The sequence below is a fragment of the Cryobacterium lactosi genome (genome assembly GCF_004403945.1).
Lineage (GTDB): Bacteria > Actinomycetota > Actinomycetes > Actinomycetales > Microbacteriaceae > Cryobacterium > Cryobacterium lactosi.
In genome coordinates, this window is record NZ_SOHM01000024.1 from 1 (window position 1) to 24,696 (window position 24,696).

Here is a 24,696-nt window from a genome sequence, read left to right on the forward strand (position 1 = left end):
GGTTCCTTCGTCCATGGAGCAGGCGGCGAGGCCGGTGATGAGCAGGCCGGCGGTGGTCAGTCCGAGTGCGGTCTTGGTGAAGCTGCGCATGATGTGATCCTTTGCTGTGGAATGTGTGGGGGACTTGCTTGGTATGCATGTGGTTCGGCCCCAGCCCAGAAATGGTTTGGTCTTCTCAAGAATTCTTTTCAAACACCGTTCGTGCCCAGGCGAATAGCGGGACGGTAGCGTCGCACGGGACTCGAACGGAGGGGTTAACAACGAATCGCGCCTGTCCAGGGGACAGGCGCGATTCGTGTGTGGGAGTTGCGGGCTACGGCTCCAGGCGGGTCGGGCCGCGGAACAAGTAGGTGACCTCGCGGATGGATGCCTGGTGCAGCATCAGCATCAGCACGCGGGCCAGGCCCATGCCGAAACCGCCGTGAGACGGCACGCCATAGCGGAAGAAGTCGAGGTAACCGGCGATCTCGGCCGGGTCCACGCCCTTCTCAATGGCCTGCTCCGTGAGCACGTCGATGCGGTGCTCGCGCTGCGCGCCGGTGGAGATCTCGGTGCCGTTGAAGATCAGGTCGTAGCTGTTCGTGAGGCTCGCGTCGCCCTCGTGGCGCATGTGATAGAACGGGCGGATGCTCGACGCGTAGTCGGTGAGGAACACGAACTCGTGCCCGTAGGTCTCGGCGACGTACGCTGCGATCTGACGCTCGCCCTCCGGGTCCATGTCGTCGTCGTCGCGGGGAACCTCGTAGCCGCGGCTCTTCACGATCTCCTTGGCCTCGGCCAGCGGGATGCGCGGGAACGGCGTGCTCGGCACGGTGACCTCCACGCCGAACAGCGCGAGCACCTCCTCGCCGTGCTTCGCCTTGACCGCGGTGAACGCGGCCACGAGCAGCTCTTCGTGCAGCTGCATGACGTCTTCGTGGCTGTCGATCCAGCTGATCTCGGAGTCGACGCTGGTGAACTCGGTGGCGTGCCGGCTGGTGAACGACGGGTCGGCCCGGAACGCCGGCCCCACCTCGAAGATCTTGCCGAAGCCGGAGGACTGGGCCATCTGCTTGAAGAACTGCGGGCTCTGCGCGAGGTAGGCCTTGGTGTCGAAGTACTCCACCTCGAACAGCTCGGCGCGGGACTCGCTCGCGCTGGCCATCAGCTTCGGGGTGTGCAGCTCGATGAAGTCGTTCTCGATCCAGTACGTGCGCAGAGCGTGCTCGAACGTGGTCTGGATGCGGAAGATGAGACTCGACTTGGGCTGGCGCAGGTCGAGGAAACGCCAGTCCATGCGCTTGTCCAGGCTGGAGTCCGCCGCGATCGGGGTCTCCGGGATGGCGTGCGTGACAACCTCGAGCGAGGCGAGCTTGATCTCGATGCCGCCGAGCTTGACCCGCTCGTCGTGCTTGAGCTGGCCGGTCACGGTGACGAAGCTGCCCTGGGACAGACCGGAGATGGTGGTGGCCGGCTCGTCGTCGACGACAACACCCTCGGCATCCGTGGTGCGCGGATTGACCAGCTGCACCGCGCCGGATTCGTCTCGCAGAACGACGAATTGCACCTTCTTCTGGTCTCGGACGGTTTCGACCCACCCGGACACGGAAACGAGACCGTCGTCGAGGGCGGCAAGGTTCTTTATCAGTACGCGAGCATTCACCCCTGAAGTTTAGCCGCACAGCTCTCGGCGAATTCGCGGGTGGCCCCTCCGTAGACTGGAGCGTGTGGTAGCTAGCCAAGTACATCTCGTGCGGCACGGTGAGGTTTTCAACCCCGAGCGCGTGCTTTACGGCAGACTTCCCGGCTTTCGACTGTCTGATTTGGGGCAGCGGATGGCCGAGGCGGCTGCCGCAGACCTCGTCGAGCGCAAGCGCCCCATCGTGCGGGTCATCGCGTCGCCTTTGCAGCGCACCCAGGAGTCCGCGGCCCCGATCATGGCGGCCTTCGGCCTTCCGATCCACCTCGACGAGCGCATCATCGAACCCACGAACCGGTTCGAAGGCAAGCGGATGCGCGGCCCAGGCGGTGCCCTGCGCGACCCGCGCAACTGGCCCAGCCTGGTGAACCCGGCCCGGCCCAGCTGGGGCGAACCGTTCCGCTCCATCTCCACCCGGATGCTGGCCGCCATCGACGACGCGTTCCACTCCGTCGACGAGGGCGACGTCGTTCTGGTCAGCCACCAGCTGCCGATCTGGATGGTGCACCGCAGTCTGGCCCAGGAACGCCTGGCGCACGACCCGCGCAAACGCCGTTGCGACCTGTCCAGCATCACCACGCTGTCGCTCGGCGGCAATGTGCCCGCGGAGATCGGTTACACGAGCCCCGCCGCGGCCCTTTTGGTACCCGCCAACGATGTGGGTGCAGTGTGAGCCGCGCACGCCTGCGGCCTCTGGCGCTCGCCGGCCTGGTCACCGTTGCCCTCGCCCTCAGCGGCTGCACGAGCGGGGACTCGCTCGCCGACCAGTACCGGGAAGGCAGCAGCAAGGGCTACATCGCCGGTGACGGCAGCGTCACGGAGATCCCCGCCGACGAACGCGGCGAGTCCGTGGAGTTCGACGGCACCCTCGAAGACGGCTCCACCGTCAGCTCCGCCGACTACGCCGGTGAGGTGCTCGTGGTCAACTTCTGGTACGCCAGCTGTGCTCCCTGCCGGGCCGAGGCCCCCGACCTCAAGAAGATCAGCGAGCAGTTCGCCGACCAGGGCGCCAGCTTCCTCGGCGTCAACGTGCGCGACCAGGCCGCAAGCGCCATCGCCTTCAACGAGGCCTACGAGATCAGCTACCCGTCGGTGATGGACGTCGACGACGGTGGTATGCAACTCGCCTTCAGCGGCAGTATCCCGCCCAACGCCGTGCCCACCACGCTGGTGCTGGACTCCTCCGGCCGGGTCGCCGCCCGCATCCTCGGCCAGGTCAATTCCCCGTCCATCCTCAAGACGCTGATCGAAGACACGATTGCCGAGGACGGCTAGGCGTGGGCAATCCTTTCGGCGAGATCGTCTTCAGCGGGCAACTGTTCCTGGCGATCCCGATCGCGGTGCTGGCCGGCCTGGTGTCCTTCGCGTCACCGTGCATCCTGCCGCTCGTGCCCGGCTACCTCGCTTACATCGGCGGCTTCGCCGATGGCAGCGGGGGATCGAAGCTATCCGCCCGCCGCGGCCGCAACCGGCTGCTGCTCGGTGTGGCCCTGTTCATCCTCGGCTTCACCCTGGTCTTCGTGCTCACCGGCGTAGTGTTCGGCTTCGCCGGATTCTGGCTCAACCAGTACCGTGACCTGATCACCCGCATCGCCGGCGCGATCGTGATCCTGCTCGGCCTGGTCTTCGTCGGCCAGTTCGGTGCCATGCAGCGCACCGTCAAGTCCTCCTGGCGGCCACGGATGGGCCTGGCCGGCGCGCCCGTGCTCGGCGCGGTCTTCGCGGTGGGCTGGACCCCGTGCACCGGACCCACGCTCACGGCCATCAACTCGCTCAGCCTGAGCACCGGCTCGCCCTGGCAGGGCGGCCTGCTGGCGTTGTTCTACGCGCTCGGCCTCGGCCTCCCGTTCCTGCTGATCGCCCTGGGCCTGAACTGGGCCACCGGGGCCGTAGCCTTTCTCAAGCGTCATGTGCGGGCAATCAACCTGTTCGGCGGCGTGCTCCTGATCGTTATCGGGGTGCTCATGGTGAGCGGCGTGTGGAATGCCTGGCTCCTGAACCTGCAAGGGGTGATTGGCAGTTATGTCCCGGCCATCTGACCACATCGACTCCGCTCCGGCGCCCTCCGGCGACGGCATCAGCCAACCCAAGCTCGGCTTCGTCGGCACCCTGCGCTGGTTCTGGCGCCAGCTCACCAGCATGCGCACAGCCCTGTTCCTGCTGCTGCTGCTCGCCATCGCGGCGGTTCCCGGTTCGCTGGTGCCCCAGCGCAGCTCCGACCCGAACGGCGTCACCCAGTACTTCGCCGACAATCCCGACCTCGCGCCGATCCTCGACAAGATCCAGGCGTTCGACGTGTACGCGTCGGCCTGGTTCTCCTCTATCTATCTGCTGCTGTTCGTCTCGCTGATCGGCTGCGTGATTCCCCGCACCAAGCACCACCTGCAGGCCCTGCGCGCCAAGCCGCCCAAGACCCCGGCGCGGCTTGCCCGGCTGGCCGGCTTCACCACCCGTAGCGCTCCCGCGGGCACGGATGCCGCCACCGCCGTCGCATCCGCCCGCACCCTGCTCAAACAGGGTCGGTACCGGGTGGCCCTGTTCGACGGCCCGAAGGAATTCTCGGCCTCGGCCGAGCGCGGCTACATGCGCGAGACCGGCAACCTGGTCTTCCACTCCGCCCTGGTGGGCCTGCTCGTGGTCGTCGGCTTCGGCAGCGGCTTCGGTTTCAGCGGCCAGCGGGTGCTCGTAGAGGGCCAGACCTTCGTGAACACGCTGCTGGCCTATGACTCGTTCAACCCGGGCCGGTTCTTCAACGACACCGAACTCGACCCGTACACGCTCACCCTCGACGACTTCGAGGTGAGCTACGAGACCGCGAACCTCGAGGCGTTCGGCCAGCCCGTCGACTTCACCGCCGGTGTCACGGTGACCCCGCGCGGCGGCGACGCGAAAGACGGCGCAGTGCGGGTCAACGACCCGCTTCGCACCGGCGGCACCAGCGTCTACCTGCTCGGCAACGGCTATGCGCCCACGATCACGGTCAAGGACCCGGAGGGCACCGTGGTGTTCACCGACTCCGTGCCGTTCCTGCCGCAGGACGCCAACCTCACGTCGCTGGGCATCGTCAAGGTGCCGGACGGCCTGGCAGACCAGGTGGGCCTGGTCGGTTTCTTCTACCCGACCCAGGACGAGACCACCACCGGCTCCTACTTCTCCAGCTTCCCCGACCTGGAGTACCCGGTGCTCACCCTCAACGTCTATGCGGGCGACCTGGGACTCGACGACGGTGTTCCCACCTCGGTCTACGCCCTCGACACCGACACCATGGAGCCGCTGGCCACCCGCACCAGCGACATCAAGCCGTTGGAGCTGAAGCCCGGCGAGACGCAGGAGCTGCCGAACGGACTGGGCTCGGTGACCTTCGAGAACGCCTCCCCGGACGCCGCCGCGGGGGACTACTCGGATTCGGTGCCACGGTTCGCCTCCTTCGACATCCACCACGACCCCACCCAGGGCTGGGTGCTCCTGTTCGCAGTGCTGGTGCTCGGCGGGCTGCTCACGTCGCTGTTCGTGCCCCGCCGCCGGCTCTGGGTGAAGGCCGTCGAGCAGGCGGATGGGTCGGTGCGCCTCGAATACGCCGGCCTCGCCCGCGGCGAGGACCCCGGCCTGGAGTCGGCGGTGACCGCTCTCGCCGACCGGCACGCGGCTCTGCTGGAACGTTCAGCCTCGGTCGTCAAACCCGTCGAACCCGCTTAGGCTGTAAAAGTGAATCTGAACGAGCTCTCGATCCTCAGCCTGTACTCGGCCATGGCCGTCTATGCGCTGGCGTTCATCGCCTTCGCGATCGACCTGGCCAAGCGCAGCTCCGCCGTGGATTCGGCCGAGCGGCCCGCCGGCGCGGCCGACGAGGCCTCGGTGGCCGGCGCGGTTGCCGCCGGCAGCACCACGACGCTCACCCGCATCAGTGCCCGGATCGCCAACGACGCGGCGACCCCGTACGGCCGCTCCGCCAGCCTGCGCGTCGGCGTCTCGCTCATCGTCCTGGCCTGGGGACTGCACCTGGTGGCCGCGGTGCTCCGCGGCATCGCCGCCGAGCGGGTGCCGTGGGCCAACATGTACGAGTTCGCGATGACCGGCACACTGCTGATCGTCACAGTGTTCCTCATCGTCCTCACCCGCACCGACCTGCGGTTCCTCGGTACCTTCGTCAGCGGGCTGGTCCTGATCCTGCTCGGCATCGGCGCCCTGCAGTACTACGTGGAGGTCGCCCCACTGCCGCCGGCGCTGCAGTCGGTCTGGCTCGTCATCCACGTGTTCGTGGCGTCGCTGGGCACCGGTTTCTTCGCGCTGGGCTTCGCGCTCTCGTTCGTGCAGCTGCTGCAGGCACGCCGCGAGGAACGCGTCGGCACCGCCAAGCCCGGCCGGCTCAAGTTCCTCCAGACGCTGCCGTCCGCTTTCACCCTGGAGAACCTGGCCTACAGGGTCAACATCATCGGCTTCATCCTCTGGACCTTCACCCTGATGGCCGGGTCGATCTGGGCCGAACGCGCCTGGGGCCGGTACTGGGGCTGGGACACCAAAGAAGTCTGGACCTTCATCATCTGGGTGATCTACGCGGGGTACATCCATGCGCGAGCCACCCGCGGCTGGCGCGGATCGCGCTCGGCCTGGCTGGCCATCATCGGCTTCGCCGCGGTGATGTTCAACTTCGGCATCGTGAACGTCTTCTTCAAGGGCCTGCACGCCTACTCGGGCCTCTAACCGCCGGTCCGATCGCGACGCGTGCGTGGATCGCGACCGATCGCTGGTCGAGCTTGTCGAGACCTCGTGACGTGCGCGGGTGCAGCGCNGTGGATCGCGACCGATCGCTGGTCGAGCTTGTCGAGACCTCGTGACGTGCGCGGGTGCAGCGCCGCTATGCGGGTGGCGCGCCACCCGCATAGCGGCGCCTTGCCCGCGCAGCGCGAAACCGGTCGGTCAGTCGGCGAGCAGCGCGTGCACGCGGGTGATCCGGGCGAGCCACCAGTCGCGGCGCTCGGGGCCGGCAGCGTAGGTGTCGAGCAGGTCGGCATCCGGCACCACCCGTCGAACGGGGATGCTGCCATCGACCGGCAGCAGCGGCTCCCGGGTCACATNGGCATCCGGCACCACCCGTCGAACGGGGATGCTGCCATCGACCGGCAGCAGCGGCTCCCGGGTCACATCCGCGGCCAGAAGCGACGCCGTGGCCAGCCCGCAGTCGTAGTCGAGTTCGGGGAGGGCGGCCGCGAGGAACGCGCCCATCGAGATGCCGACCGAGGTGTCGAGGGCGCTGGAGACGATGAGCGGCAGGCCGGTCTCGGCCTGAATCGCGAGCACCGCGCGGATGCCGCCGAGCGGTTGCACCTTGACCACCAGGAGATCCGCGGCACCGGAGCGCGACACCAGCAGCGGGTCGGATTCCTTGCGCACGCTCTCGTCGGCCGCGATCGGCAGGTCGAGGTAGTCGGTGCGCCGGCGGATCTCGGCGAGTTCGTCGATCGACGCGCACGGCTGCTCGACGTACTCGAGGTCGAACTCGGCCAGGGCGTGGATGGCGTGCTCGGCCTCGTCCAAGTTCCAGAGCCCGTTCGCGTCCACCCGGATTCGCCCTTCGGCGCCGAGGGCCTTGCGCACCGCGCGCACCCGCTCCACGTCTTCGGCGAGGGTCTGGCCGGGATCGGCGACCTTCACTTTGGCCGTGCGGCAGCCGGGGAACCGGGCCAGCAGCGCAGGAACGTCCGCCGCGTCGATCGCGGGAACCGTCGCATTCACCGGGATCCGGTCGCGCTTGATCGCCGGGGTCTCCTCCCAACCGAACTCCAGGGCGGCGCGCAGCCAGGCAGCGGCCTCCTCGTCGTCGTACTCTGCGAAGGGGGAGAACTCGGTCCAGCCCGCCGGCCCCTCGATCAGCACGGCCTCGCGGCTGGTGAGACCGCGGAAGCCGGTGACAAGGGGAAGGTCGACCACGCGGGCGGTGGCGAGCACGTCGTGCAGTGAAGGGAGCATGGCTCTAGTGTGCCAGCATCCGCGGGCCCGACTCCGACCTGCTCATTCGGTCGAATCGGCCACGAAGGTCTGCTCTTCGCTCAGCGCCACATCGGGGCCGTTGGGCTGCACGTCCACAATGGCGATCGCGGTACTGGGGGAGATCAGCAGGTAGGCATCCTGGTACCGGCCGGCACCACTGTTCACCCGCAGCCAGGCGGGCACACCCGACGTCACCGCATCGGTGATCTCGGTACGCAACGACTCGAGGGTGCGGTCGCCGAGGGTGTACGGTTTGCCGCCGTAGACGATGTCGATGCGGCTCACGAGTCATCCTTCCCGTTCGACGTGGTGCCGAGCCGGTGCGGCTCCGGCACGATCTGCAGGCCGCCGGACGAGTTCGCGGTCAGCATCAGCGCCTCGATCCAGTCCCGGTTGAGGCTGGGCGAACGACCGCCGAAGTACTTGTACGCCAACGGGATGCTCGGATGCATCCAGATGGTGCTCCGGCCGTCACCGCCCTGAGGATCGTCACGCCAGGTGAAGTAGAAGCACTCACCCCGGCGTAGCTTGGCACCGATCACCACCTGGATGTGCGCGAGCACCCGATCATCGAAATCCGCCGTGAGGCTTGAATCGTAAGTCAGCTTGCCCATTGCACCACTCCGTTGATAGGGGTTGGTGTTACGCTACGCCGGTTTCGGCCTCTAGTCTCTGAGATATCGCTCGAGTCGTGGCACCTTTAGGAGGGCCAAAGCACGCTTCTCGATCTGCCGCACCCGCTCCCGAGTGACACCCTGGATCACCGCGATCTGGTCGAGGGTTCGCGGCTCTTCACCGGTCAGGCCGAACCTGGCCGTAAGGATGGACCGTTCCCGGTCGGGCAGGGCGTCGAGATAGAACGTGATGTCGGCCGCCCGCAGCGTGATCGTGGCGCACTCATCGGGCTGGGGCAGGTCGTCATCGATGATCAGTTCGGCGATGTCCCCGATGCCGTCGCCGACAGGGGCGTGCAGCGAGATGGGCTCGTTGTCGTACTGCAACAGACGGGACACATCGCGCACAGCGATCTGCGACAGCTCGGCGATCTCCTTGAGCGTCGGTTCCCGGTCGAGGGTGCTGGTGAGGTCACGACGGATGCGCTTGATCTTGTTGAGCTTCTCGGCGGTGTGCACCGGGATGCGGATCATGCGCGACTTGTCGGCCATACCGCGGTGGATAGCCTGGCGGATCCACCAGGTCGCGTAGGTGGAGAACTTGAAGCCTGTCATGAAGTCGTACTTCTCCACCGCCCGCACCAGACCGATGTTGCCGTCTTGCACCAGGTCCATGATCGGTACGCCACGGCCCGAGTAATGCTTGGCGATGCTCACGACGAGACGCAGGTTGGCCTCGATGAAGTGGTTCTTCGCGCGCCGGCCCTCAAAGACCAGGGTCATCAGCTCGCGCCTGAACTCGGGGTTCACCGGGTCTCCGTCGGCGTCGGCCCGGTTGATCTTCTCTTCGGCGAACAGGCCCACCTCAATCTTGCGGGCCAGGGTCACCTCGTCCTCGGCCGAGAGCAGCGGACCCTTGCCGATGCGGCGCAGGTAGTCGCCGAAGGCATCCGTGGACGCCCGGCTGTACCTGGAGGTGGCGGCGGCGCTTGCGGCGGCCGACGGGGAGTACGACGAGGCGGTGGGCTCGGCCGGCGGCGCGGCAGGCGCCTTCACGGCTTTCTGGGTGGTTCGAGTCGTTGGCGTCTGGACGATGGTTGTCATGCGAGGACCCCCCGGGTAAGAAGACTGGCGGTGGCGCGGTCAAAGGAAGTGAAGTAGGCACGTTCGCGCGGGCGACCGAGATTGGTCACCTCGAAGGCGCTTCCCACGATCTGGATGAAGCCGAGCAGCGCGGTCGGGTCGTCATGCTCGATGGCATGATCCGCGACGCGCCATTCGGTGGGGGACAGCTCGGTGATCTCAACGTCCGCGAGGTCAACGACTGTGTTTCCGGCGGTGTTGCGGGGGCTGACTATCGGGTTCTGAGCAAGAGCTGTGTGGGTTTCGGCGCTGGTGACGGGTGCGTGTTCGGGTAACGCGGTGTCGGGTGCCGAGGGGCTGTTAGAAAACATGACCACCTCCAGGTCTTTCGGGTGAGATAAGTACACAGCTCGGCATTACACGCGTTCAAGGGGTTGACGTGCATGCCGCCGAGGAGGTACACCTGAATAGCCCTCATGTCTCGTGTGAGCGGTCCCAGGTTCCCACCCCGTGCGGTTGCCCCACGAGGAGCAGGAGCCTGACGCGTAGGCTGATCCCATGCCCGAACTGGTTTCAGAGATCTTCGACCCGACCCAGTGGCGTTCGGTGGCGGGCTTCGGCTCTCTCGCCGACATCACCTATCACCACGACCTCACCGGTCGCATCGCCCGAGTGGCCTTCAACCGCCCAGAGGTGCGCAACGCCTTCCGGCCGCAAACCGTCGACGAGCTCTACGCCGCCCTCGAGGACGCCCGCACCAATCCGCACATCGGCGTGGTGCTGCTCACGGGCAACGGCCCGAGTCCGCGAGACGGCGGCTGGGCGTTCTGCTCAGGCGGCGACCAGCGCATCCGCGGCCGCGACGGCTACAAGTATGGCGAGGGCGAGACCGCAAGCGGCATCGACAAGGCCAGGGGCGGCCGCCTGCACATCCTCGAGGTGCAGCGTCTGATCCGCTTCATGCCCAAGGTCGTCATCGCCGTGATCCCGGGCTGGGCGGCCGGCGGCGGGCACTCCCTACACGTGGTCTGCGACCTCAGCATCGCCAGCGCCGAGCACGGCAAGTTCAAGCAGACGGATGCCGATGTCGGCTCCTTCGACGGCGGCTACGGCAGCGCCTACTTCGCCCGCCAGGTCGGCCAGAAGGCGGCCAGGGAGGTCTTCTTCCTCGCCAGGGAGTACTCGGCCCAGCGCGCACTGGAGATGGGCGCCATCAACGCGGTCGTGCCGCACGCCCAGCTGGAGAACGAGGCGCTGGACTGGGCGCGCACGATCCTGACCAAGTCGCCCACAGCCATCCGGATGCTCAAGTTCGCCTTCAACGCCGTCGACGACGGCATGGTCGGCCAGCAGGTGTTCGCGGGCGAGGCCACCCGCCTGGCCTACGGCACCGACGAGGCCGTCGAGGGGCGGGATTCGTTCCTTCAGAAGCGCGAACCGGACTGGTCGCCGTACCCCTGGCAGTTCTAGGCGCATCCGTGAGGCCCGTTCGCGTCGTCCCCGTCGGTGACCCCCTGCACGTCCTGGCGGAGTTGCGCCTGGCGCTCTCCGCCACCGATGAGGCGCTGCTGCCGGTGCCGGCGGGCGAGACCGGCACCGACCGCGAGAGTCTCGGACCGGTGCCACGCCGGGTGGCGGTGGTGATCGAAACGTCGGGCTCGACGGCCGCGCCCAAACGGGTGATGCTCAGCACCGACGCGCTGCTCGCCTCCGCGGCGGCGTCCAGCGTCGCCCTCGGCGGCGACGGCCAGTGGCTGCTCGCCCTGCCGGCTCACTACATCGCCGGGGTGCAGGTGCTCGTGCGGTCGATCGCTGCCGGCACCGAGCCCGTGCTGCTTCCGCCCGGGCACTTCGACCCAGCCGAATTCGCCGCCTACGCCGGCTGGCTCGTCGAACCACTGAGATTCACCTCACTGGTTCCCGTGCAACTGGCGCGGCTGCTGGATGCGGCGGAGACCGACCCGGCGATGCTGGCCGTGCTCAGGCGGTTCACCGGCATCCTCGTGGGCGGCCAGGCCGTCGCTCCTGCCCTGATCGAGCGGGCCGAACGGCTCCGGATCCGGGTGCTGCGCACCTACGGTTCGTCGGAGACCGCCGGCGGGTGCGTGTACGACGGCGTGCCGATCGGCAACACCGTGGTGCGCGCCGTCGACGGCCAACTCGAGATCAGCGGGTCGGTGCTCGCCGACGGGTACCTCGACGACGAGGAGCGCACCCGCGAGAGGTTCGTGGACGACCAGGGTGTGCGCTGGTACCGCACGGGCGACCTGGGCGCGGTCGGCGCGGACGGCACCGTGAGCGTCACCGGCCGGGCCGACAACGTGATCATCTCCGGAGGAGAGAAGGTGTCCCTCGACGCCGTGGAGGCCCTGGTGCGCACGCTCCCCGGCCTGGGTGACGCCCTCGTGGTGCGCGCGAACGACCCGGTCTGGGGTCAGGCCGGGGTGGTCGTGCTGGCCGCGGACCAAGCGCCGGCATTGGAACCCGTGCGCGCCGCCGTGGCCGCAGAGCTCGGCCGCGCCGCCCGGCCGGCCCGGATCGTGACGGTCGGGACCGTGCCGCTGCTGGCGTCCGGAAAGCCGGACCGGCAAGCCGTGGAAAGGCTCGTCGGGCGCTGAACCGCCTCACCGTGCCGGCCGGCTGGGCACCTCGGCCGCCGCCCGGATGCGGCCAGTAGCATGAGGTCGTGGCACATGGAGCGCGGCCGAACGAGCCGAAACAACAGAAACCCCGTCAGACCAGCCCGACCGGTGCCCGGAAGTCGGCATCTGGCGGGCCGAAGAACCCGGCGAAGTCGGGCAACCCGGCCCGGAAGAGCGGTGCGGTGACCGGACCCGCCCGCAGCGGGCCGGCCAGCCTGGGCGACTGGATCTCCGGTGCGCGCCTGCGCACCCTGCCGCTGGCCATCGCGCCGGTGGCGCTGGGAACCGGAGCGGCCGTCGTGGCCGGCGGCGCCGGGGAGTTCCACTGGGTGCGGGCACTGCTCGCGCTGGTGGTGGCGGTGAGCCTGCAGATCGGCGTGAACTACGCCAACGACTATTCCGACGGCATCCGCGGCACCGACAACCACCGGGTCGGCCCGGCCCGGCTCACCGGCGGTGGAGCGGCCAAGCCCCGCGCCGTGCTGACCGTGGCGCTGGGCTTCTTCGGCATTGCCGCCGTCGCCGGCCTGGTGCTCGTGATCGTGAGCCAGTTCTGGTGGCTGCTCGCGGTGGGCGCCCTGGCGATCGTGGCGGCATGGTTCTACACCGGCGGCAAGAAGCCGTACGGCTACCTGGGCCTTGGCGAGCTGTTCGTGTTCGTCTTCTTCGGCCTGGTGGCCACCGTCGGAACCACCTACGTGCAGGTGGGCACCGTCAACCTGGAGAGCTGGCTGAGCGCCGTGGCCATCGGGCTGATCGCCTGCGCCGTGCTGATGGTGAACAACCTGCGCGACATCAAGCCGGACAAGGTCGCCGGCAAGCGCACCCTCGCCGTCTGGATCGGCGCCCGCGCCTCCCGCGTCGTATTCTGCGTGTTCCTGCTGGTGCCGTTTGCCATCGTGGGCTTCTTCGCGCTGTTCTACCCGCTGGCCTGGTTCACGTTCTTCGTGCTGCTGCTGGTGCTGCCGGCCTGCCTGATCGTGGCGACCGCGAAGACAGCGAAGGAACTGATCCTGGCGCTCAAGCTCACCAGCATGGCGGCGCTGCTCTACGGCATCCTGCTCGGGCTGGCCTTCGCGCTGTAACCGGGCAACTGGTAACAGATGGCCTGCCGCAGGCGGGTCAGCGGATGGCTACGGCGCGGTGGGGGACTGGCCGGACTGAGGTGCTCCAGCCTCGGCACGGTCGACCGCGGCGTCCTCTGACTCGGCGTCCGGGTGCACGGGTTCCTTCTCGCGGTGCCGCACCTCGTAGAGGCCGCGGGCGACGGTGTCACGCGGGGTGCGCAGGAAAATGTAGGACAGGCACAGCCCGATAACGGCGGCCAGCAGGGCCGCCAACCAGCCTTCGATGCCCAGTACCAGCAGGAGCACGAACGGCACGGCGAACATCAGGACGCGGAGCACGGTGAATACCAACCACGCTGGAACAGCTTTCATACCTGCAGCTTAAACCGTGCTGCTGAGAGTACTCACCGATCTCTCGGCTGACCGGCCTACAATTGGCACCATGTTCCGCCTGTTGTTCGGCCTCGGAGTCGTCGTTGTCATTCTCACTGTCTATGCGGCGGTGGATTGCGCGGTTTTCGACCGCAATCGCATCCGCGGAATTCCCCGGTGGGCGTGGATCCTGGTGATCATCCTGCTCCCCGTGATTGGTCCCGTACTCTGGTTGCTGATCGGTCGCGGCCGGCGCAGCAGCGCCGCGAGCACCGGCGGCCGGGTCACCCGGTCGATGGCTCCGGACGACGACCCGGATTTCCTGCGCGGCCTGGATCGCGCCAAGGACCAGGAACGGCGCATCCGCGACCTGGAGCAGGAGCTGGCCGACTTCGACAAGATGGACCCGCCGGCCGACGACTCGTCCCACCCCGGCACCGCCGGAGTCGACCCCAAGAAGACCGAACCCGGTGAGGGCGACCAGCCGGGCCGACGGGATGCCTGAGACCACTCAGGACACCGGATCGACCACGCAGCCTGACGCGGCCATCCCGCGCCAGATCGCTCAGAGCGGCAGCCCCGCCACCGACTTCAGCGTGGCGCTGCTGGCCGAGTTCGTGCGACTCGGCGTGCAGGACATCGTGCTCAGCCCGGGGTCGCGGTCCCAGGCGCTGGCACTGGCCGCCGCCGAGTTCGAGCGCCTCGGCCTGCTCCGCCTGCACGTGCGCATCGACGAACGCGGCGCCGGCTTCCTCGCGCTCGGCCTCGCCATCGAGAGCGGCCGCCCCGCGCTCGTGGCCTGCACCTCCGGCACCGCCGTGGCGAACCTGCACCCCGCCGTGCTCGAGGCGCATCACTCGGTCGTGCCCATGATCCTGCTCACCGCCGACCGGCCCGCCGAGCTGCGCGGCATCCGTTCGAACCAGACCACAGTGCAGCCGGGCATCTTCGCCGGCGCCGTGCGTCTCTGCCAGGACGTGAGTGCTCCAGACGGATCCGCCGGGGAGGCCGAGGCGGCTGCGACCCTGGCCGGACTGGCCTACCGGGCGGCGATGGGCACGCAGACCGCCAACCCCGGCGCGGTGCAGCTGAACCTGGCGTTTCGCGAGCCGCTCTCCGCCGCCGTCGACCTCGCCGCTGACAGGTCGGTGGCCGACCTCGCCGCGGCCGGTACGGCCAGGCAGGACCGACCGGATGCGTCGTCGCCCGCCGGCGACGAAGCCCCGCCCCTGGTGGTGTCGTCCGGTCCCCGCACCGTCGTCGTGGCCGGAGCCGGAGCCGGCCCGGCCGCGGAAGAACTGGCCCGCAGCGCCGGCTGGCCGCTGATCGCCGAGGTCTCCAGCGGCGCCAGGTTCGGCCCGAACCTCATCGTGGCCTACCGCGAGCTGCTCGGGGACACCGATTTCGGTGGCCAGGTGCAGCGTGTGATCGTGTTCGGCCACCCCACCCTCAGCCGGGAGATCCCGGCGCTGGTGCAGCGGGCGGATGTGGAGACCATCGTCGTGGCCCCGGCCGGCCTCGAGTGGTACAACCCCGGCCACCGGGTGGCCAGGTTCGCCCGCGCCGTCGCCGTCACCGACGAGGTGATCGAGGTCGCGGGCACCCGCGAGGCGCGCGCCTGGGTGGGCCGCTGGGTGATGGCGAGCCGGCACATCCTGGCCCAGGACACCCAACTCGACGCCCCGCCCTTCGGCGCCCACGGCATGAGTCGAGCCGAGTTCGCCGCGATGAAGGCCCCGGTCACCCGAGCGATCCTCGCCGACGCGCTCTGGCGCGCCTCCTGGCCGCACGACCGCCTGGTGCTCGGCGCGTCCAGGCTGATCCGTGAGCTGGACACCCGGGTGACCGGCAAGAAGATCCCCGTGCACGCCAACCGGGGCCTGGCCGGCATCGACGGCACCATCGCCACGGCGGTGGGCATCGCGCTGGCCAGCCAGGCCGGCCCGGAGCCCCGGTCGACCGGCACCACCCGTTTGCTCGTCGGCGACGTCACCCTGCTGCACGATGCCGGGTCGCTCCTGATCGCGCCCGGCGAAACCCGGCCCCGGCTGCAGGTGGTGGTCGGCAACGACGGCGGCGGAACCATCTTCGACGGTCTCGAGGTGGCGGCGACAGCCGCGCCCAGCGCCGTGGACCGGGTGCTCTTCACCCCGCACCGGGTGAACCTGGAGGCCCTGGCCGCCGCGTACGGCTGGTCGTACACCCGCGCCGCCACCCGAAGCACCCTGGAAAGCGCCCTCACGGCCCCGGTGGCCGAGCCGACCATCCTGGAAGTGCCGCTAGCCCGCTAGCCCCCTCCCTCCCCGCACCATCCGCGAACCGTGAGAAAAGCCCCGAAAAACGCTAGTTTTTGGGGCTTAACTCACAGTTCGCGAGGGGTGAGGCTAGCGGGTGGGCTCCAGGAGGGCGGCCTGCTCGGAGTCGAGCTCCTGGGCCACCTGCAGCTCGAGGTCCTGCTCGCGCGCGGGGCGCGGGTGCAGGAACGCCACGAGCACGAACGAGCCGATGCCCACCACGGCGGAGATCATCGTGGTCCAGCCGTCGAGGTCTACCGTGATCAGGCTGTTCGGCACGTAGAACAGGTCGTTGGGCACGCCGTACATGGTGGGGGTGAGCGCCAGCAGGGTGATGCGCACGGTGAAGCCGAGCAGGGCGCCCACAATCACGGCGCTGGCGCCTGGGCGCTTCCAGAACAGCCCGAGCACGAGCGGCGCGGCCAGGCAGGCCAGCATCAGGTCGAACGCGAAGGTGAGCAGGATGCCGGTCTGGCTGACCCGGATCGCCAGCAGCACGCCGATCACGACGATCGGAACCATCGCCACCCGGGTCCAGCGCAGCAGCGGGTCCGCGCCGCCGGAGACGATGCGGCGCACACCGAAGATGTTGCGCACCGCGATGGCCGAGGTGGCCAGGATGGCCCCGGCCGCGGTGGAGAACGAGGCCGCCACGATGCCGGAGAGCACCAGCACCGCCAGCAGCGGCGGCGCGTAATCACCGAGCAGCGTGTAGAGGATCGGCCCGTCAGCGGTGGAGAGGCCGAGCGCCGCGGTGGTGGTGAGGGCGACCAGGGCGTAGATGATGCCGATCACGAACGTGCCGCCGGCCGCGTAGAAGCAGGACTTCTGGGCCACCTGGGGCGACTTCGCCGCGAAGATGCGCTGCATGAAGTCGATGGCGACGAGGTCGCCGATGCCGAGCGAGATCAGCGTGGCCCAGTTGATCGGGGCGCCCTGGGCTGGGTCGGTGAGCTGGCCCAGGTCAAACGGGCCCATGCCGGCCGGCACGATGATGCCGAAGTTGATGACCACCCAGCCGAGCAAGGCGATCGAGGCCACGACGGTGATGACGGTCTGGATGGCGGCGGTGTAGGCATCCGAGAACAGGCCGCCGGCCAGCGTGTACGCGAGCACCAGGGACACCGAGAGGATGATGCCCCAGACGTAGGAGATGCCGGCGAAGCGTTCGAGCAGGAAACCGACGGCGACGAGGTTGCCGGCCAGCAGGATGGTGAACGAGAAGATCATGATCACCGAGGAGCCGACCTCGACGACGCGGCCGTAGCGGCGGCGGAAGAAGTCAGCCAGCGTGTACAGGCCCAGCTTGTTCATCGGCTTGGCCAGGAACAGCCCGGAGATCAGCAGGCAGACCGCCAGGCCGATGGCCAGCGACGCTCCGGCCCAGAATCCGTAGCCGGAGGTGAGGTCGGTGTTCCCGACGGTGGCGTTGCTGTCGACGGCCGCGGCCATCAGCGACACCGCCACAAGGGGCACGCCGAGGCTGCGGCCGGCGACGAGGTAGTTCGCGCTGTCGCCGTCCACCTTGCGGGCCACGACGATTCCGACGATGAGGACGATGAGGACACTGATGCCCACCCCGATGACGATCATTGTGCTCCTGACGTGGCGCTGGCTTGGATTTCGGTCAACCGATCGATAAACCCAATTCAGCCCGCTGACTGTCACGGTGGTCTTTCCGGATTGCAACGGTCGTGTTAACTCGTCCGGCTCCGGAGTGGGGTCGGTGACCCCTCGCGCGGGTAAGGGGGTGCGCCGCCTCGGATGCCCCGTAACACGCTGTTAACGCGGGGGACACGGTGGCGACGCGACACCGCGGTTTAGTTTCTATCAGGTGATCGAAAACCGGGTCGCCGGATAGGGAGCAGCCACCGTGACAGCAGAAACCGCACCGTCGACCACGTCGACCACCGCCGGTGCCCGGGCGCACGCCAGGGCCCAGGAGGGCACTCTCGTCGAGGCCGCGCCAGCCCGTCCGGCCTCTGCCTGGCCCGCAACGGCCGGCGTCGACACCGACAGGCTGGTCTGGGCCGAGACCGTGGCGGGCGGCGGCTACACGCACAGGGTGCTCGCCCGCGGCACCACGCTGCGGCTCACCGACCTGGCCGGTGACGCCTGCGCCCACGTGCTGCTCTTCAACGCCGACCAGCCGTTCGAACGGCTGAACGTGGCCGACACCGTCAAGGTGCAGTGGCAGGTCTACGCGGCGGCCGGCCAGCTGCTGCTCTCCGATCAGGGCCGGGTGCTCGCCACCGTCGTGGCCGACAGCTCCGGCCGGCACGACACGATCTTCGGCACAAGCACCGCGATGCGCAACACCGCCAGATACGGCGACGGCGCCGCCCAGGGCCCCACACCGGCCGGCCGGGAACTCTTCGCCCTCGCCGGGGCGAAGAACGGCCTCGGCCGGCGGGACCTGCCGCCGAGCGTCTCCTACTTTCAGGGCGTCACGGTCGACGACGACGGCCGGCCCCGCTTCACCGGCAGCGCCGCCGCCGGGGCCAGCGTGACCCTGCGCACCGAGATGCCGGTGATCGTGCTCATCGCCAACACGGCGCATCCGCTCGACGACCGCCCCGACTACGCCTCGACTGCGCTGGAGGTGCTCGCCTGGACTGACACCGCCACAACACCGGCCGACCCGCTCTGGAACGCCAGCCCCGAGGGCCGCCGCGCCTTCGTGAACACCGCCGACTACCTCACCGCAAGGGGACTGAAATGACCGCGACCACCGTCACCGCCACGGCCACCGTGCCCGCCACCGTGGACTTCGGCGCCGAACTCTCCCGCGAGACCGTCGCCGCCCGCGCGCCGTGGTCCGCCGTGCTGAAGGCCGGCCAGGTGCTCACCATCGTCGACCTCGACGGCAACCAGGCCGTCGACTTCCTCGCCTACGCGGCCGACGACACCGCAAGGGCCTACAGCGCCCAGGCCACCCTGCAGGAGCAGGACAGCGTCTACCTCAGAGTGGGCAGCGTGCTGCGCGACAACGAATCCAACGCCCTGCTCACGATCATCGCGGATGACTGCGGCCGGCACGACACCCTCGGCGGCGCCTGCTCCAAGGAGTCCAACACCCTCCGCTACGGCCTGCACACCTGGGCGCAGCACGCCTGCGTGGAGAACTTCCTCGCCGAGGGCTCGCGCCGGGGCCTGGGCAAGCGCGACCTGGTCTCCAACATCAACTGGTTCATGAACGTGCCCGTCGACCCGGATGGCGCGCTCGGCATCGTGGACGGCATCTCGGCGCCCGGACTGGCCGTGTCGCTCCGCGCCGAGGTGGACACCCTGGTGCTGGTCTCCAACTGTCCGCAGATCAACAACCCCTGCAACGGTTTCAACCCGAGCCGGGCCGAGATGATCATCAGCGACGGAGTGCCCGCATGAGCGCCTTCGACACCGTTCTGATCGCCAACCGCGGCGAGATCGCGGTGCGCATCATCCGCACCGCCCGCGCCATGGGGCTGAAGACCGTGGCCGTGTACTCCGAGGCCGACCGCGGCGCCGCCCACGTGCACCTGGCCGATACCGCCGTGCTGCTCGGTCCGTCGCCGGCCGCCGAGAGCTACCTGCGCGGGGACCTGATCATCGCCGCAGCCCTCGAACACGGTGCCGGCGCCATCCACCCGGGCTACGGATTCCTCTCCGAGAACGCCGACTTCGCCCGCGCCTGCCAGGCCGCCGGCATCGTCTTCGTGGGGCCCACCGCCGAGCAGCTCGACCTGTTCGGCACCAAGCACACCGCCCGCGACGCCGCCACGGCCGCCGGGGTGCCGCTGCTGGCCGGCACCGGGCTGCTCGACAGCCTCGAGCACGCGCTCGCCGCGGCCGAGGAGATCGGCTACCCGGTGATGCTCAAGGCCACCGCCGGCGGCGGCGGCATCGGCATGCAGGCCTGTCACAGTGCCGCCGACCTCTCCGGCTCCTGGGAGAACGTCACCCGCCTCGCCGGCGCCAGCTTCTCCTCCGCCGGGGTGTTCCTGGAACGCCTCGTGGTGGGCGCCCGGCACGTGGAAGTGCAGGTCTTCGGCGACGGACTCGGCACCGTCGTGAGCATCGGCGACCGGGACTGCAGCCTGCAGCGCCGCAACCAGAAGGTGGTGGAGGAGGCGCCCGCGCCGGATCTGCCCGCGCACGTGCGAGACGGCATCGCCGAGGCCGCCCGGCGGCTCTGCGCATCCGTGCGGTACCGCTCGGCCGGCACCGTGGAGTACATCTACGACCCGGTGCGGCAGGAAGCCGCCTTTCTCGAGGTGAACACCCGCCTGCAGGTGGAGCACCCGGTCACCGAGGCCGTCTACGGCATCGACCTGGTCGAGTGGATGCTGCGCCTCGCGCTCGGCGACACGGCCGTCGTGCATACTCCGCTGGTCGCAGAAGGGTTCGCGGTCGAAGCCCGGGTCTACGCCGAGAACACCGACCTGGGCAACCTGCCCAGCGCCGGCACCATCACTCGGGTGATCCACCCCGAGAGCGCCCGCATCGACTCCTGGCTCGAGGCCGGCGCCGAGGTGAGCACCCACTACGACCCGCTGCTGAGCAAGGTGATCACCCACGGCGACAGCCGCGAGGCCGCCTGGCAGGCCCTCGCCGACACCCTCGCCGAGGTGCGGGTGGACGGCGTCGCCACCAACCTCGGGCTGCTGCGCTCGATCGCCGCCGACCCCGACGTGCGGGCCGCCCGGCACTCCACCGACACCCTGGCCGGCATCCGCAACACCAGTGGCCGGTTCGAGGTCGTCAAGTCCGGTCTGCTCTGCACCATCCAGGACTGGCCCGGCCGCACCGGCTACTGGGCCGTCGGCATCCCGCCGTCGGGGCCGATGGACGACCTGTCGTTCAGGCTCGGCAACACGGCGCTCGGCAACACCGAAGGCGAGGCGGGCCTGGAGATCACCATGCAGGGCCCCACCCTGCGCTTCCACACCGAGGCCACAGTGATGCTCACCGGCGCGCCCACCCCGCTCACCGTCGACGGTGCCGAGGCGCCGCAGTGGAGCCCGGTGACGGTGCCGGCCGGCGCGCTACTGAGCATCGGCACGCCCAGCATCGGCATGCGCAGCTACCTGCTCGTGGCCGGCGGCCTGGACGTGCCGCTGGTGCTCGGCAGCGCCGCCACCTTCGACCTGGGCGAGATGGGTGGCGCCGCCGGCCGGGCCCTGCGCACCGGCGACATCATCGCGCTCGCCGAGCGGATCCCCGTGGCCGCGCCCCGGGAGGTGGCCGTGCGTGAGCGTCCGGTGTTCACCTCCCAGTGGCGCATCGCGGCGCTGGAGGGCCCGCACGCCGCCCCGGAGTTCTTCACCGAGGCCGACATCGCGGTGTTCCACAGCACCCGCTGGGCCGTGCACTTCAACTCCGCCCGCACCGGCGTGCGCCTGGTCGGCCCGAAACCCGAATGGGCACGCAACGACGGCGGCGAGGCCGGACTGCACCCGTCGAACATCCACGACACCCCGTACGCCGTGGGCGCTGTGGACTACACCGGTGATCTGCCGATCCTGCTCGGCCCGGACGGCCCGAGCCTGGGCGGGTTCACCTGCCCCGCCACGGTGCCCAGCGGCCAGCTCTGGAAGCTCGGCCAGCTGCGCCCCGGCGACACCGTGGAGTTCGTGCCGGTCGACGACCAGCAGGCCTACGCCCTGCGGTTGGACCCGACCCTGGCCGTCACCGCCGGGCGTGCACCCACCGTGGACGGCGGGGTCCTGCAGAGCCTCCCCGCCACGGCGACCAGCCCGGCCATGACCTTCCGCCGCAGCGGCGACGCCAACCTGCTCGTCGAGTACGGCGAGATGGTGCTCGACCTGGCCTCACGGATGCGCGTGCACGCGCTCGCCGCCGTGTTGCAACAGCGCTGGGACGCCGGCGAGCTGCCCGGCATCATCGACCTGACCCCCGGCATCCGCTCACTGCAGGTGCACGTGGACCCAGACCTGCTGCCGCTGCCGGAGCTGCTCGACATCGTGGCCGCCGTGGAGGCCGGGCTGCCCGCCACGAGCGAACTCACAGTGCCCAGCCGCACGGTGTCGCTGCCGCTGTCGTGGGACGACCCGGCCACCCGGGAGGCCATCGAGAGGTACATGTCCGGAGTGCGGGACGACGCGCCGTGGTGCCCGTGGAACATCGAGTTCATCCGCCGGATCAACGGCGTCGCCTCGGTGGACGACGTGATGCGCACGGTCTATGAGGCCGAATACCTGGTGCTGGGGCTCGGCGATGTGTACCTGGGCGCGCCCGTGGCGACGCCGCTGGACCCTCGGCATCGCCTGGTGACCACCAAATACAACCCGGCGCGCACCTGGACGCCGCAGAACGCCGTGGGAATCGGCGGCGCCTACCTGTGCATCTACGGCATGGAGGGGCCCGGCGGCTACCAGTTCGTGGGGCGCACGGTGCCGATCTGGTCCACCCACGCGCAGCGCGGGCCGTTCGCCGCCGGGGTGCCGTGGCTGCTCAAGTTCTTCGACCGCATCAGCTGGTACCCGGTGCTGCCGGAGGACCTGCTGGAGATGCGCGCCGAGATGAAGGCCGGCCGGCTGCCCATCCGCATCGAGGAGGGCGAGTTCTCGATGAAGGAGTACGAGGCCTTCCTCGCCGAGAACGCCGAGTCGATCGCCGAGTTCCGCGCCCAGCAGGGGGAGGCGTTCGCGGCCGAACGGCATGCCTGGGAGGAGTCCGGCGAGTTCGACAGGGACGACGCCGCGGCCCTGGCCCCGGTTCTCGCGGCCGGCACCGTGCTGGTGCCCGAGGGCTGTGAGGGCGTCGAGGCGCCGTTCACGGCGAGCGTGTTCAGGCTCGATGTGGCCGTGGGGGACTCGGTTGCCGCCGGGCAGACCCTGGTGTCGCTCGAGGCGATGAAGATGGAGGCCCACGTGGTGGCGCCCTTCGACGGGCGGGTGGTGAGCATGCTGGCGGCCGCCGGCGACAGTGTCGCTCCCGGCTCGGTACTGGTGATCGTCGAACGGGAAGAGGCAGCATGAGCAGCACGGACACACCCGGCTCGGTCACTGCGACGGAGGCCGTTCGGGCCGCCTACGCCCGCATCATCGCCGCCGACCGGCCCGAGGTATGGATCGAGCTGCGACCGGAGGCGGAGGTCGGCGCCGAGGCCGCCGAGGTGGATCGCCTGCTGCGAGCCGGCGCCGACCTTCCCCTGGCCGGGCTACTCTTCGCGGCCAAGGGAAACATCGACATCCAGGGCATGGTCACCACCGCCGCCTGCCCGGCCTACGGCGAGGTCGCCGAGACGGATGCGACGGCGGTCGCCCGGCTCCGCGCCGCGGGAGCGGTGTGCCTGGGCGCCACCAACCTCGACCAGTTCGCCACCGGGCTGGTGGGCACCCGCAGCCCCTACGGCGCCGTGCGGCACGCGTTCCGGCCCGAGTACATCTCCGGCGGCTCCAGCAGCGGCTCCGCCGTGGCCGTGGCGCTCGGCCTGGTCGACTTCGCGCTGGGCACCGACACCGCCGGCTCCGGCCGGGTGCCGGCCGCGTTCCACGGGCTGGTGGGCATCAAGCCCACCCGCGGCCTGGTCTCGACGGCCGGCGTGGTGCCCGCCTGTCGGTCGCTGGACTGCGTGACCGTGCTGGCCGGTGACCTCGACCTGGCCGAATCCGTGGCCGGCGTGTTGGCCGGCTTCGACCCGCGCGACCCGCAGTCGCGGGTGGCGCCGGGTGAGGCATCCGCTGAGGCGAACAGCGGCGCCGGCGCCGGCGCCGCTTCTGGGTCAGGTACCGGCGCGCGCATCGGCATCCCGCGGCCCGGCCAGCTCGGCGAGCTCGCACCCGGGTGGGCCGAGGCGTTCGACGCCGTTGTGGGCCGGCTGCGCACCGGCGGTGCCGACCTCGTGGAGATCGACATCGAGCCGTTCCTGCGCACCGCCAGGATGCTCTACGACGGTGCCTTCGTGGCCGAACGCTACGCCGCGGTTGGCGCCTTCGTGGACGCGCACCCCGACGAGGTCGACCCGGTCGTGGGTGCCATCGTGGCCGGCGCCCGCGACGTGCCCGCGCACCGCCTGTTCAGCGATCTGGAGGCCCTCGACACCGAACGCGCCGTCAGCCGTCAGGTCTTCACGACCATCGACGCCCTGCTGCTGCCCACCACCGTGGAGCATCCCACCCTGGCCGAGGTGGCCGCCGAACCCCTCGCGGTGAACAGCAGGCTCGGCCGGTTCACCAACTTCGCCAACCTGCTCGACCTGGCCGCGATCGCCGTGCCCGGCGGCATGGTCGGCCAGACCCACTTCGGCGTGCAACTGGTGGGCCCGGCGTTCACGGATGCCCGCTTGGCCGGCTTGGCCCGGCGCATCCTGGCCGACGACGAGGCCGAGCGGCCCGCCCCGGTGCCGGCCGAGGCCGAGCGGCCTGCCGCACGGGGCGAGGCGGAACCGCAGGAGATCGTGCTGGCCGTGGCCGGCGCGCACCTGTCCGGCCAGCCGCTCAACCACCAGCTCACCGCCCTGGCGGGCCGCCTGCTCGAAACCACGACCACCTCCGCCGACTACCGGCTCTTCGCCCTCGACACCGTGCCGCCCAAACCCGGCCTGGTGCGGGTGGCCCCGGGATCGGGCGCGCCGATCGAGGTTGAACTGTGGGCGCTGGGCGCCGCGGCCTTCGGCCGGTTCGTGGCGGCGCTGCCGCAGCCCATGGCCATCGGCAGGCTAAGCCTGGCCGACGGACGTCAGGTCGAGGGCTTCCTCTGCGAGCCCATCGCCACCGAAACCGCCGCCGACATCACCGTCACCGGCGGCTGGCGGGCCCACCTGGCCCGCCTCTGACCCCGCCCGCCCCCGCCCCGCACGCCCCTCGCCCGACGGCCGTAACTGTTGCCCGTGCGGACAATTGCGCCCGGCGTACCCTGAGTGTCAGCCTGTGGTGAGACAGATCATCGTTTCATCATGGGCCGGCTCAGGGCGGGGAAAAGGACGTCCGCATGGACATTTCAGAGTTCCCGCAG

Annotated in this window: 22 protein-coding genes; 14 read left to right on the plus strand and 8 right to left on the minus strand. The window is 69.6% G+C overall.

Features of this window, described 5'->3' with window-relative positions; all coding sequences use genetic code 11:
• Positions 1-313: 313 nt before the first annotated feature.
• Complete coding sequence (aspS, locus tag E3T61_RS10500) at positions 314-1,627, minus strand: aspartate--tRNA(Asn) ligase (RefSeq protein WP_134640834.1); 1,314 nt, start codon at positions 1,625-1,627, stop codon at positions 314-316.
• 79 nt (positions 1,628-1,706) lie between these two features.
• On the opposite strand from aspS, the gene E3T61_RS10505 reads away from it, so the two are divergent.
• The 5 genes from E3T61_RS10505 to ccsB are packed head-to-tail and all read left to right on the plus strand — an operon-like array spanning position 1,707 to position 6,379.
• On the plus strand, positions 1,707-2,351 hold the full coding sequence (locus E3T61_RS10505; protein ID WP_134640817.1) for a histidine phosphatase family protein: 645 nt from the start codon (positions 1,707-1,709) through the stop codon (positions 2,349-2,351).
• A complete protein-coding gene (locus tag E3T61_RS10510) occupies positions 2,348-2,953 on the plus strand; it encodes a TlpA family protein disulfide reductase (protein ID WP_134640818.1) in 606 nt (201 codons plus the stop codon). The genes E3T61_RS10505 and E3T61_RS10510 overlap by 4 nt, the downstream gene beginning before the upstream one ends.
• Positions 2,954-2,955: 2 nt before the next feature.
• Positions 2,956-3,717, plus strand: a complete 762-nt coding sequence (locus E3T61_RS10515) for a cytochrome c biogenesis CcdA family protein (RefSeq protein WP_134640819.1) — start codon at positions 2,956-2,958, stop codon at positions 3,715-3,717.
• Positions 3,701-5,374: a cytochrome c biogenesis protein ResB gene (gene resB / locus E3T61_RS10520; protein ID WP_134640820.1), complete on the plus strand. Its 1,674-nt coding sequence runs from the start codon at positions 3,701-3,703 to the stop codon at positions 5,372-5,374. The genes E3T61_RS10515 and resB overlap by 17 nt, the downstream gene beginning before the upstream one ends.
• A gap of 51 nt (positions 5,375-5,425) precedes the next feature.
• Entirely contained in the window at positions 5,426-6,379 is a 954-nt protein-coding gene (gene ccsB / locus E3T61_RS10525) for a c-type cytochrome biogenesis protein CcsB (RefSeq protein ID WP_134640835.1), read from the plus strand.
• A 216-nt stretch (positions 6,380-6,595) separates the two neighbouring features.
• On the opposite strand, the gene E3T61_RS10530 is transcribed toward ccsB, so the two are convergent.
• From E3T61_RS10530 to E3T61_RS10550, 5 genes are read right to left on the minus strand one after another with little or no spacing between them, the layout of a single operon-like run.
• The gene (locus tag E3T61_RS10530) at positions 6,596-7,645 is read right to left on the minus strand and encodes an o-succinylbenzoate synthase (protein WP_134640821.1); all 1,050 of its coding nucleotides are present in this window, start codon (positions 7,643-7,645) and stop codon (positions 6,596-6,598) included.
• A gap of 42 nt (positions 7,646-7,687) precedes the next feature.
• The gene (locus E3T61_RS10535) at positions 7,688-7,951 is read right to left on the minus strand and encodes a hypothetical protein (RefSeq protein WP_134640822.1); all 264 of its coding nucleotides are present in this window, start codon (positions 7,949-7,951) and stop codon (positions 7,688-7,690) included.
• On the minus strand, positions 7,948-8,280 hold the full coding sequence (locus E3T61_RS10540; RefSeq protein ID WP_104162844.1) for a DUF7882 family protein: 333 nt from the start codon (positions 8,278-8,280) through the stop codon (positions 7,948-7,950). Before E3T61_RS10540 ends, E3T61_RS10535 begins: the two co-directional genes overlap by 4 nt.
• Before the next feature lie 51 nt (positions 8,281-8,331).
• Complete coding sequence (locus E3T61_RS10545) at positions 8,332-9,384, minus strand: sigma-70 family RNA polymerase sigma factor (protein ID WP_134640823.1); 1,053 nt, start codon at positions 9,382-9,384, stop codon at positions 8,332-8,334.
• A complete protein-coding gene (locus tag E3T61_RS10550; protein WP_134640824.1) occupies positions 9,381-9,734 on the minus strand; it encodes a hypothetical protein in 354 nt (117 codons plus the stop codon). The genes E3T61_RS10545 and E3T61_RS10550 overlap by 4 nt, the downstream gene beginning before the upstream one ends.
• A 187-nt stretch (positions 9,735-9,921) precedes the next feature.
• Between E3T61_RS10550 and E3T61_RS10555 the strand changes: the two genes are divergently transcribed.
• The 3 genes from E3T61_RS10555 to E3T61_RS10565 all read left to right on the plus strand — a co-directional run bounded on the left by E3T61_RS10555 (position 9,922) and on the right by E3T61_RS10565 (position 13,090).
• A complete protein-coding gene (locus tag E3T61_RS10555) occupies positions 9,922-10,833 on the plus strand; it encodes a 1,4-dihydroxy-2-naphthoyl-CoA synthase (RefSeq protein ID WP_134640825.1) in 912 nt (303 codons plus the stop codon).
• An 8-nt stretch (positions 10,834-10,841) separates the two neighbouring features.
• The gene (locus E3T61_RS10560; protein ID WP_241992505.1) at positions 10,842-11,981 is read left to right on the plus strand and encodes an AMP-binding protein; all 1,140 of its coding nucleotides are present in this window, start codon (positions 10,842-10,844) and stop codon (positions 11,979-11,981) included.
• Between the two features lie 206 nt (positions 11,982-12,187).
• Entirely contained in the window at positions 12,188-13,090 is a 903-nt protein-coding gene (locus tag E3T61_RS10565; RefSeq protein WP_241992506.1) for a 1,4-dihydroxy-2-naphthoate polyprenyltransferase, read from the plus strand.
• Between the two features lie 48 nt (positions 13,091-13,138).
• Here the strand turns inward: E3T61_RS10565 and E3T61_RS10570 are convergent, their stop codons facing one another.
• Positions 13,139-13,444 carry a DUF4229 domain-containing protein gene (locus E3T61_RS10570; RefSeq protein ID WP_241992507.1) on the minus strand — a complete coding sequence of 102 codons (306 nt, stop codon included), beginning with the start codon at positions 13,442-13,444 and terminating at the stop codon, positions 13,139-13,141.
• A 70-nt stretch (positions 13,445-13,514) separates the two neighbouring features.
• Between E3T61_RS10570 and E3T61_RS10575 the strand changes: the two genes are divergently transcribed.
• Positions 13,515-13,949, plus strand: coding sequence for a PLD nuclease N-terminal domain-containing protein (locus E3T61_RS10575; protein ID WP_134640827.1), 435 nt, complete (start codon positions 13,515-13,517; stop codon positions 13,947-13,949).
• Entirely contained in the window at positions 13,942-15,735 is a 1,794-nt protein-coding gene (gene menD / locus E3T61_RS10580; protein WP_134640828.1) for a 2-succinyl-5-enolpyruvyl-6-hydroxy-3-cyclohexene-1-carboxylic-acid synthase, read from the plus strand. The genes E3T61_RS10575 and menD overlap by 8 nt, the downstream gene beginning before the upstream one ends.
• Positions 15,736-15,828: 93 nt before the next feature.
• On the opposite strand, the gene E3T61_RS10585 is transcribed toward menD, so the two are convergent.
• Positions 15,829-17,331, minus strand: a complete 1,503-nt coding sequence (locus tag E3T61_RS10585; protein WP_134640829.1) for a high affinity choline transporter 1 — start codon at positions 17,329-17,331, stop codon at positions 15,829-15,831.
• Between the two features lie 280 nt (positions 17,332-17,611).
• On the opposite strand from E3T61_RS10585, the gene E3T61_RS10590 reads away from it, so the two are divergent.
• Genes E3T61_RS10590 through atzF form a run of 4 tightly spaced genes read left to right on the plus strand, consistent with a single transcriptional unit; the run spans position 17,612 to position 24,517 of the window.
• The gene (locus tag E3T61_RS10590) at positions 17,612-18,460 is read left to right on the plus strand and encodes an urea amidolyase associated protein UAAP1 (protein ID WP_134640830.1); all 849 of its coding nucleotides are present in this window, start codon (positions 17,612-17,614) and stop codon (positions 18,458-18,460) included.
• A complete protein-coding gene (locus E3T61_RS10595; protein ID WP_134640831.1) occupies positions 18,457-19,125 on the plus strand; it encodes an urea amidolyase associated protein UAAP2 in 669 nt (222 codons plus the stop codon). Before E3T61_RS10590 ends, E3T61_RS10595 begins: the two co-directional genes overlap by 4 nt.
• Positions 19,122-22,718 (plus strand): urea carboxylase, encoded by a 3,597-nt coding sequence (gene uca / locus E3T61_RS10600; protein WP_134640832.1) that lies wholly within the window; start codon positions 19,122-19,124, stop codon positions 22,716-22,718. The genes E3T61_RS10595 and uca overlap by 4 nt, the downstream gene beginning before the upstream one ends.
• On the plus strand, positions 22,715-24,517 hold the full coding sequence (atzF, locus tag E3T61_RS10605) for an allophanate hydrolase (RefSeq protein ID WP_134640833.1): 1,803 nt from the start codon (positions 22,715-22,717) through the stop codon (positions 24,515-24,517). The genes uca and atzF overlap by 4 nt, the downstream gene beginning before the upstream one ends.
• Positions 24,518-24,696 lie beyond the last annotated feature (179 nt).

Coding starts and splice junctions, on each gene's coding strand:
- resB (WP_134640820.1), top strand. CDS start 3,701: ATGTCCCGGCCATCTGACCACATCGACTCCGCTCCGGCGCCCTCCGGC.
- ccsB (WP_134640835.1), top strand. CDS start 5,426: ATGGCCGTCTATGCGCTGGCGTTCATCGCCTTCGCGATCGACCTGGCC.
- E3T61_RS10540 (WP_104162844.1), bottom strand. CDS start 8,280: ATGGGCAAGCTGACTTACGATTCAAGCCTCACGGCGGATTTCGATGAT.
- E3T61_RS10545 (WP_134640823.1), bottom strand. CDS start 9,384: ATGACAACCATCGTCCAGACGCCAACGACTCGAACCACCCAGAAAGCC.
- E3T61_RS10550 (WP_134640824.1), bottom strand. CDS start 9,734: ATGTTTTCTAACAGCCCCTCGGCACCCGACACCGCGTTACCCGAACAC.
- E3T61_RS10555 (WP_134640825.1), top strand. CDS start 9,922: ATGCCCGAACTGGTTTCAGAGATCTTCGACCCGACCCAGTGGCGTTCG.
- E3T61_RS10570 (WP_241992507.1), bottom strand. CDS start 13,444: ATGAAAGCTGTTCCAGCGTGGTTGGTATTCACCGTGCTCCGCGTCCTG.
- E3T61_RS10575 (WP_134640827.1), top strand. CDS start 13,515: ATGTTCCGCCTGTTGTTCGGCCTCGGAGTCGTCGTTGTCATTCTCACT.
- menD (WP_134640828.1), top strand. CDS start 13,942: ATGCCTGAGACCACTCAGGACACCGGATCGACCACGCAGCCTGACGCG.
- E3T61_RS10585 (WP_134640829.1), bottom strand. CDS start 17,331: ATGATCGTCATCGGGGTGGGCATCAGTGTCCTCATCGTCCTCATCGTC.
- E3T61_RS10595 (WP_134640831.1), top strand. CDS start 18,457: ATGACCGCGACCACCGTCACCGCCACGGCCACCGTGCCCGCCACCGTG.
- uca (WP_134640832.1), top strand. CDS start 19,122: ATGAGCGCCTTCGACACCGTTCTGATCGCCAACCGCGGCGAGATCGCG.
- atzF (WP_134640833.1), top strand. CDS start 22,715: ATGAGCAGCACGGACACACCCGGCTCGGTCACTGCGACGGAGGCCGTT.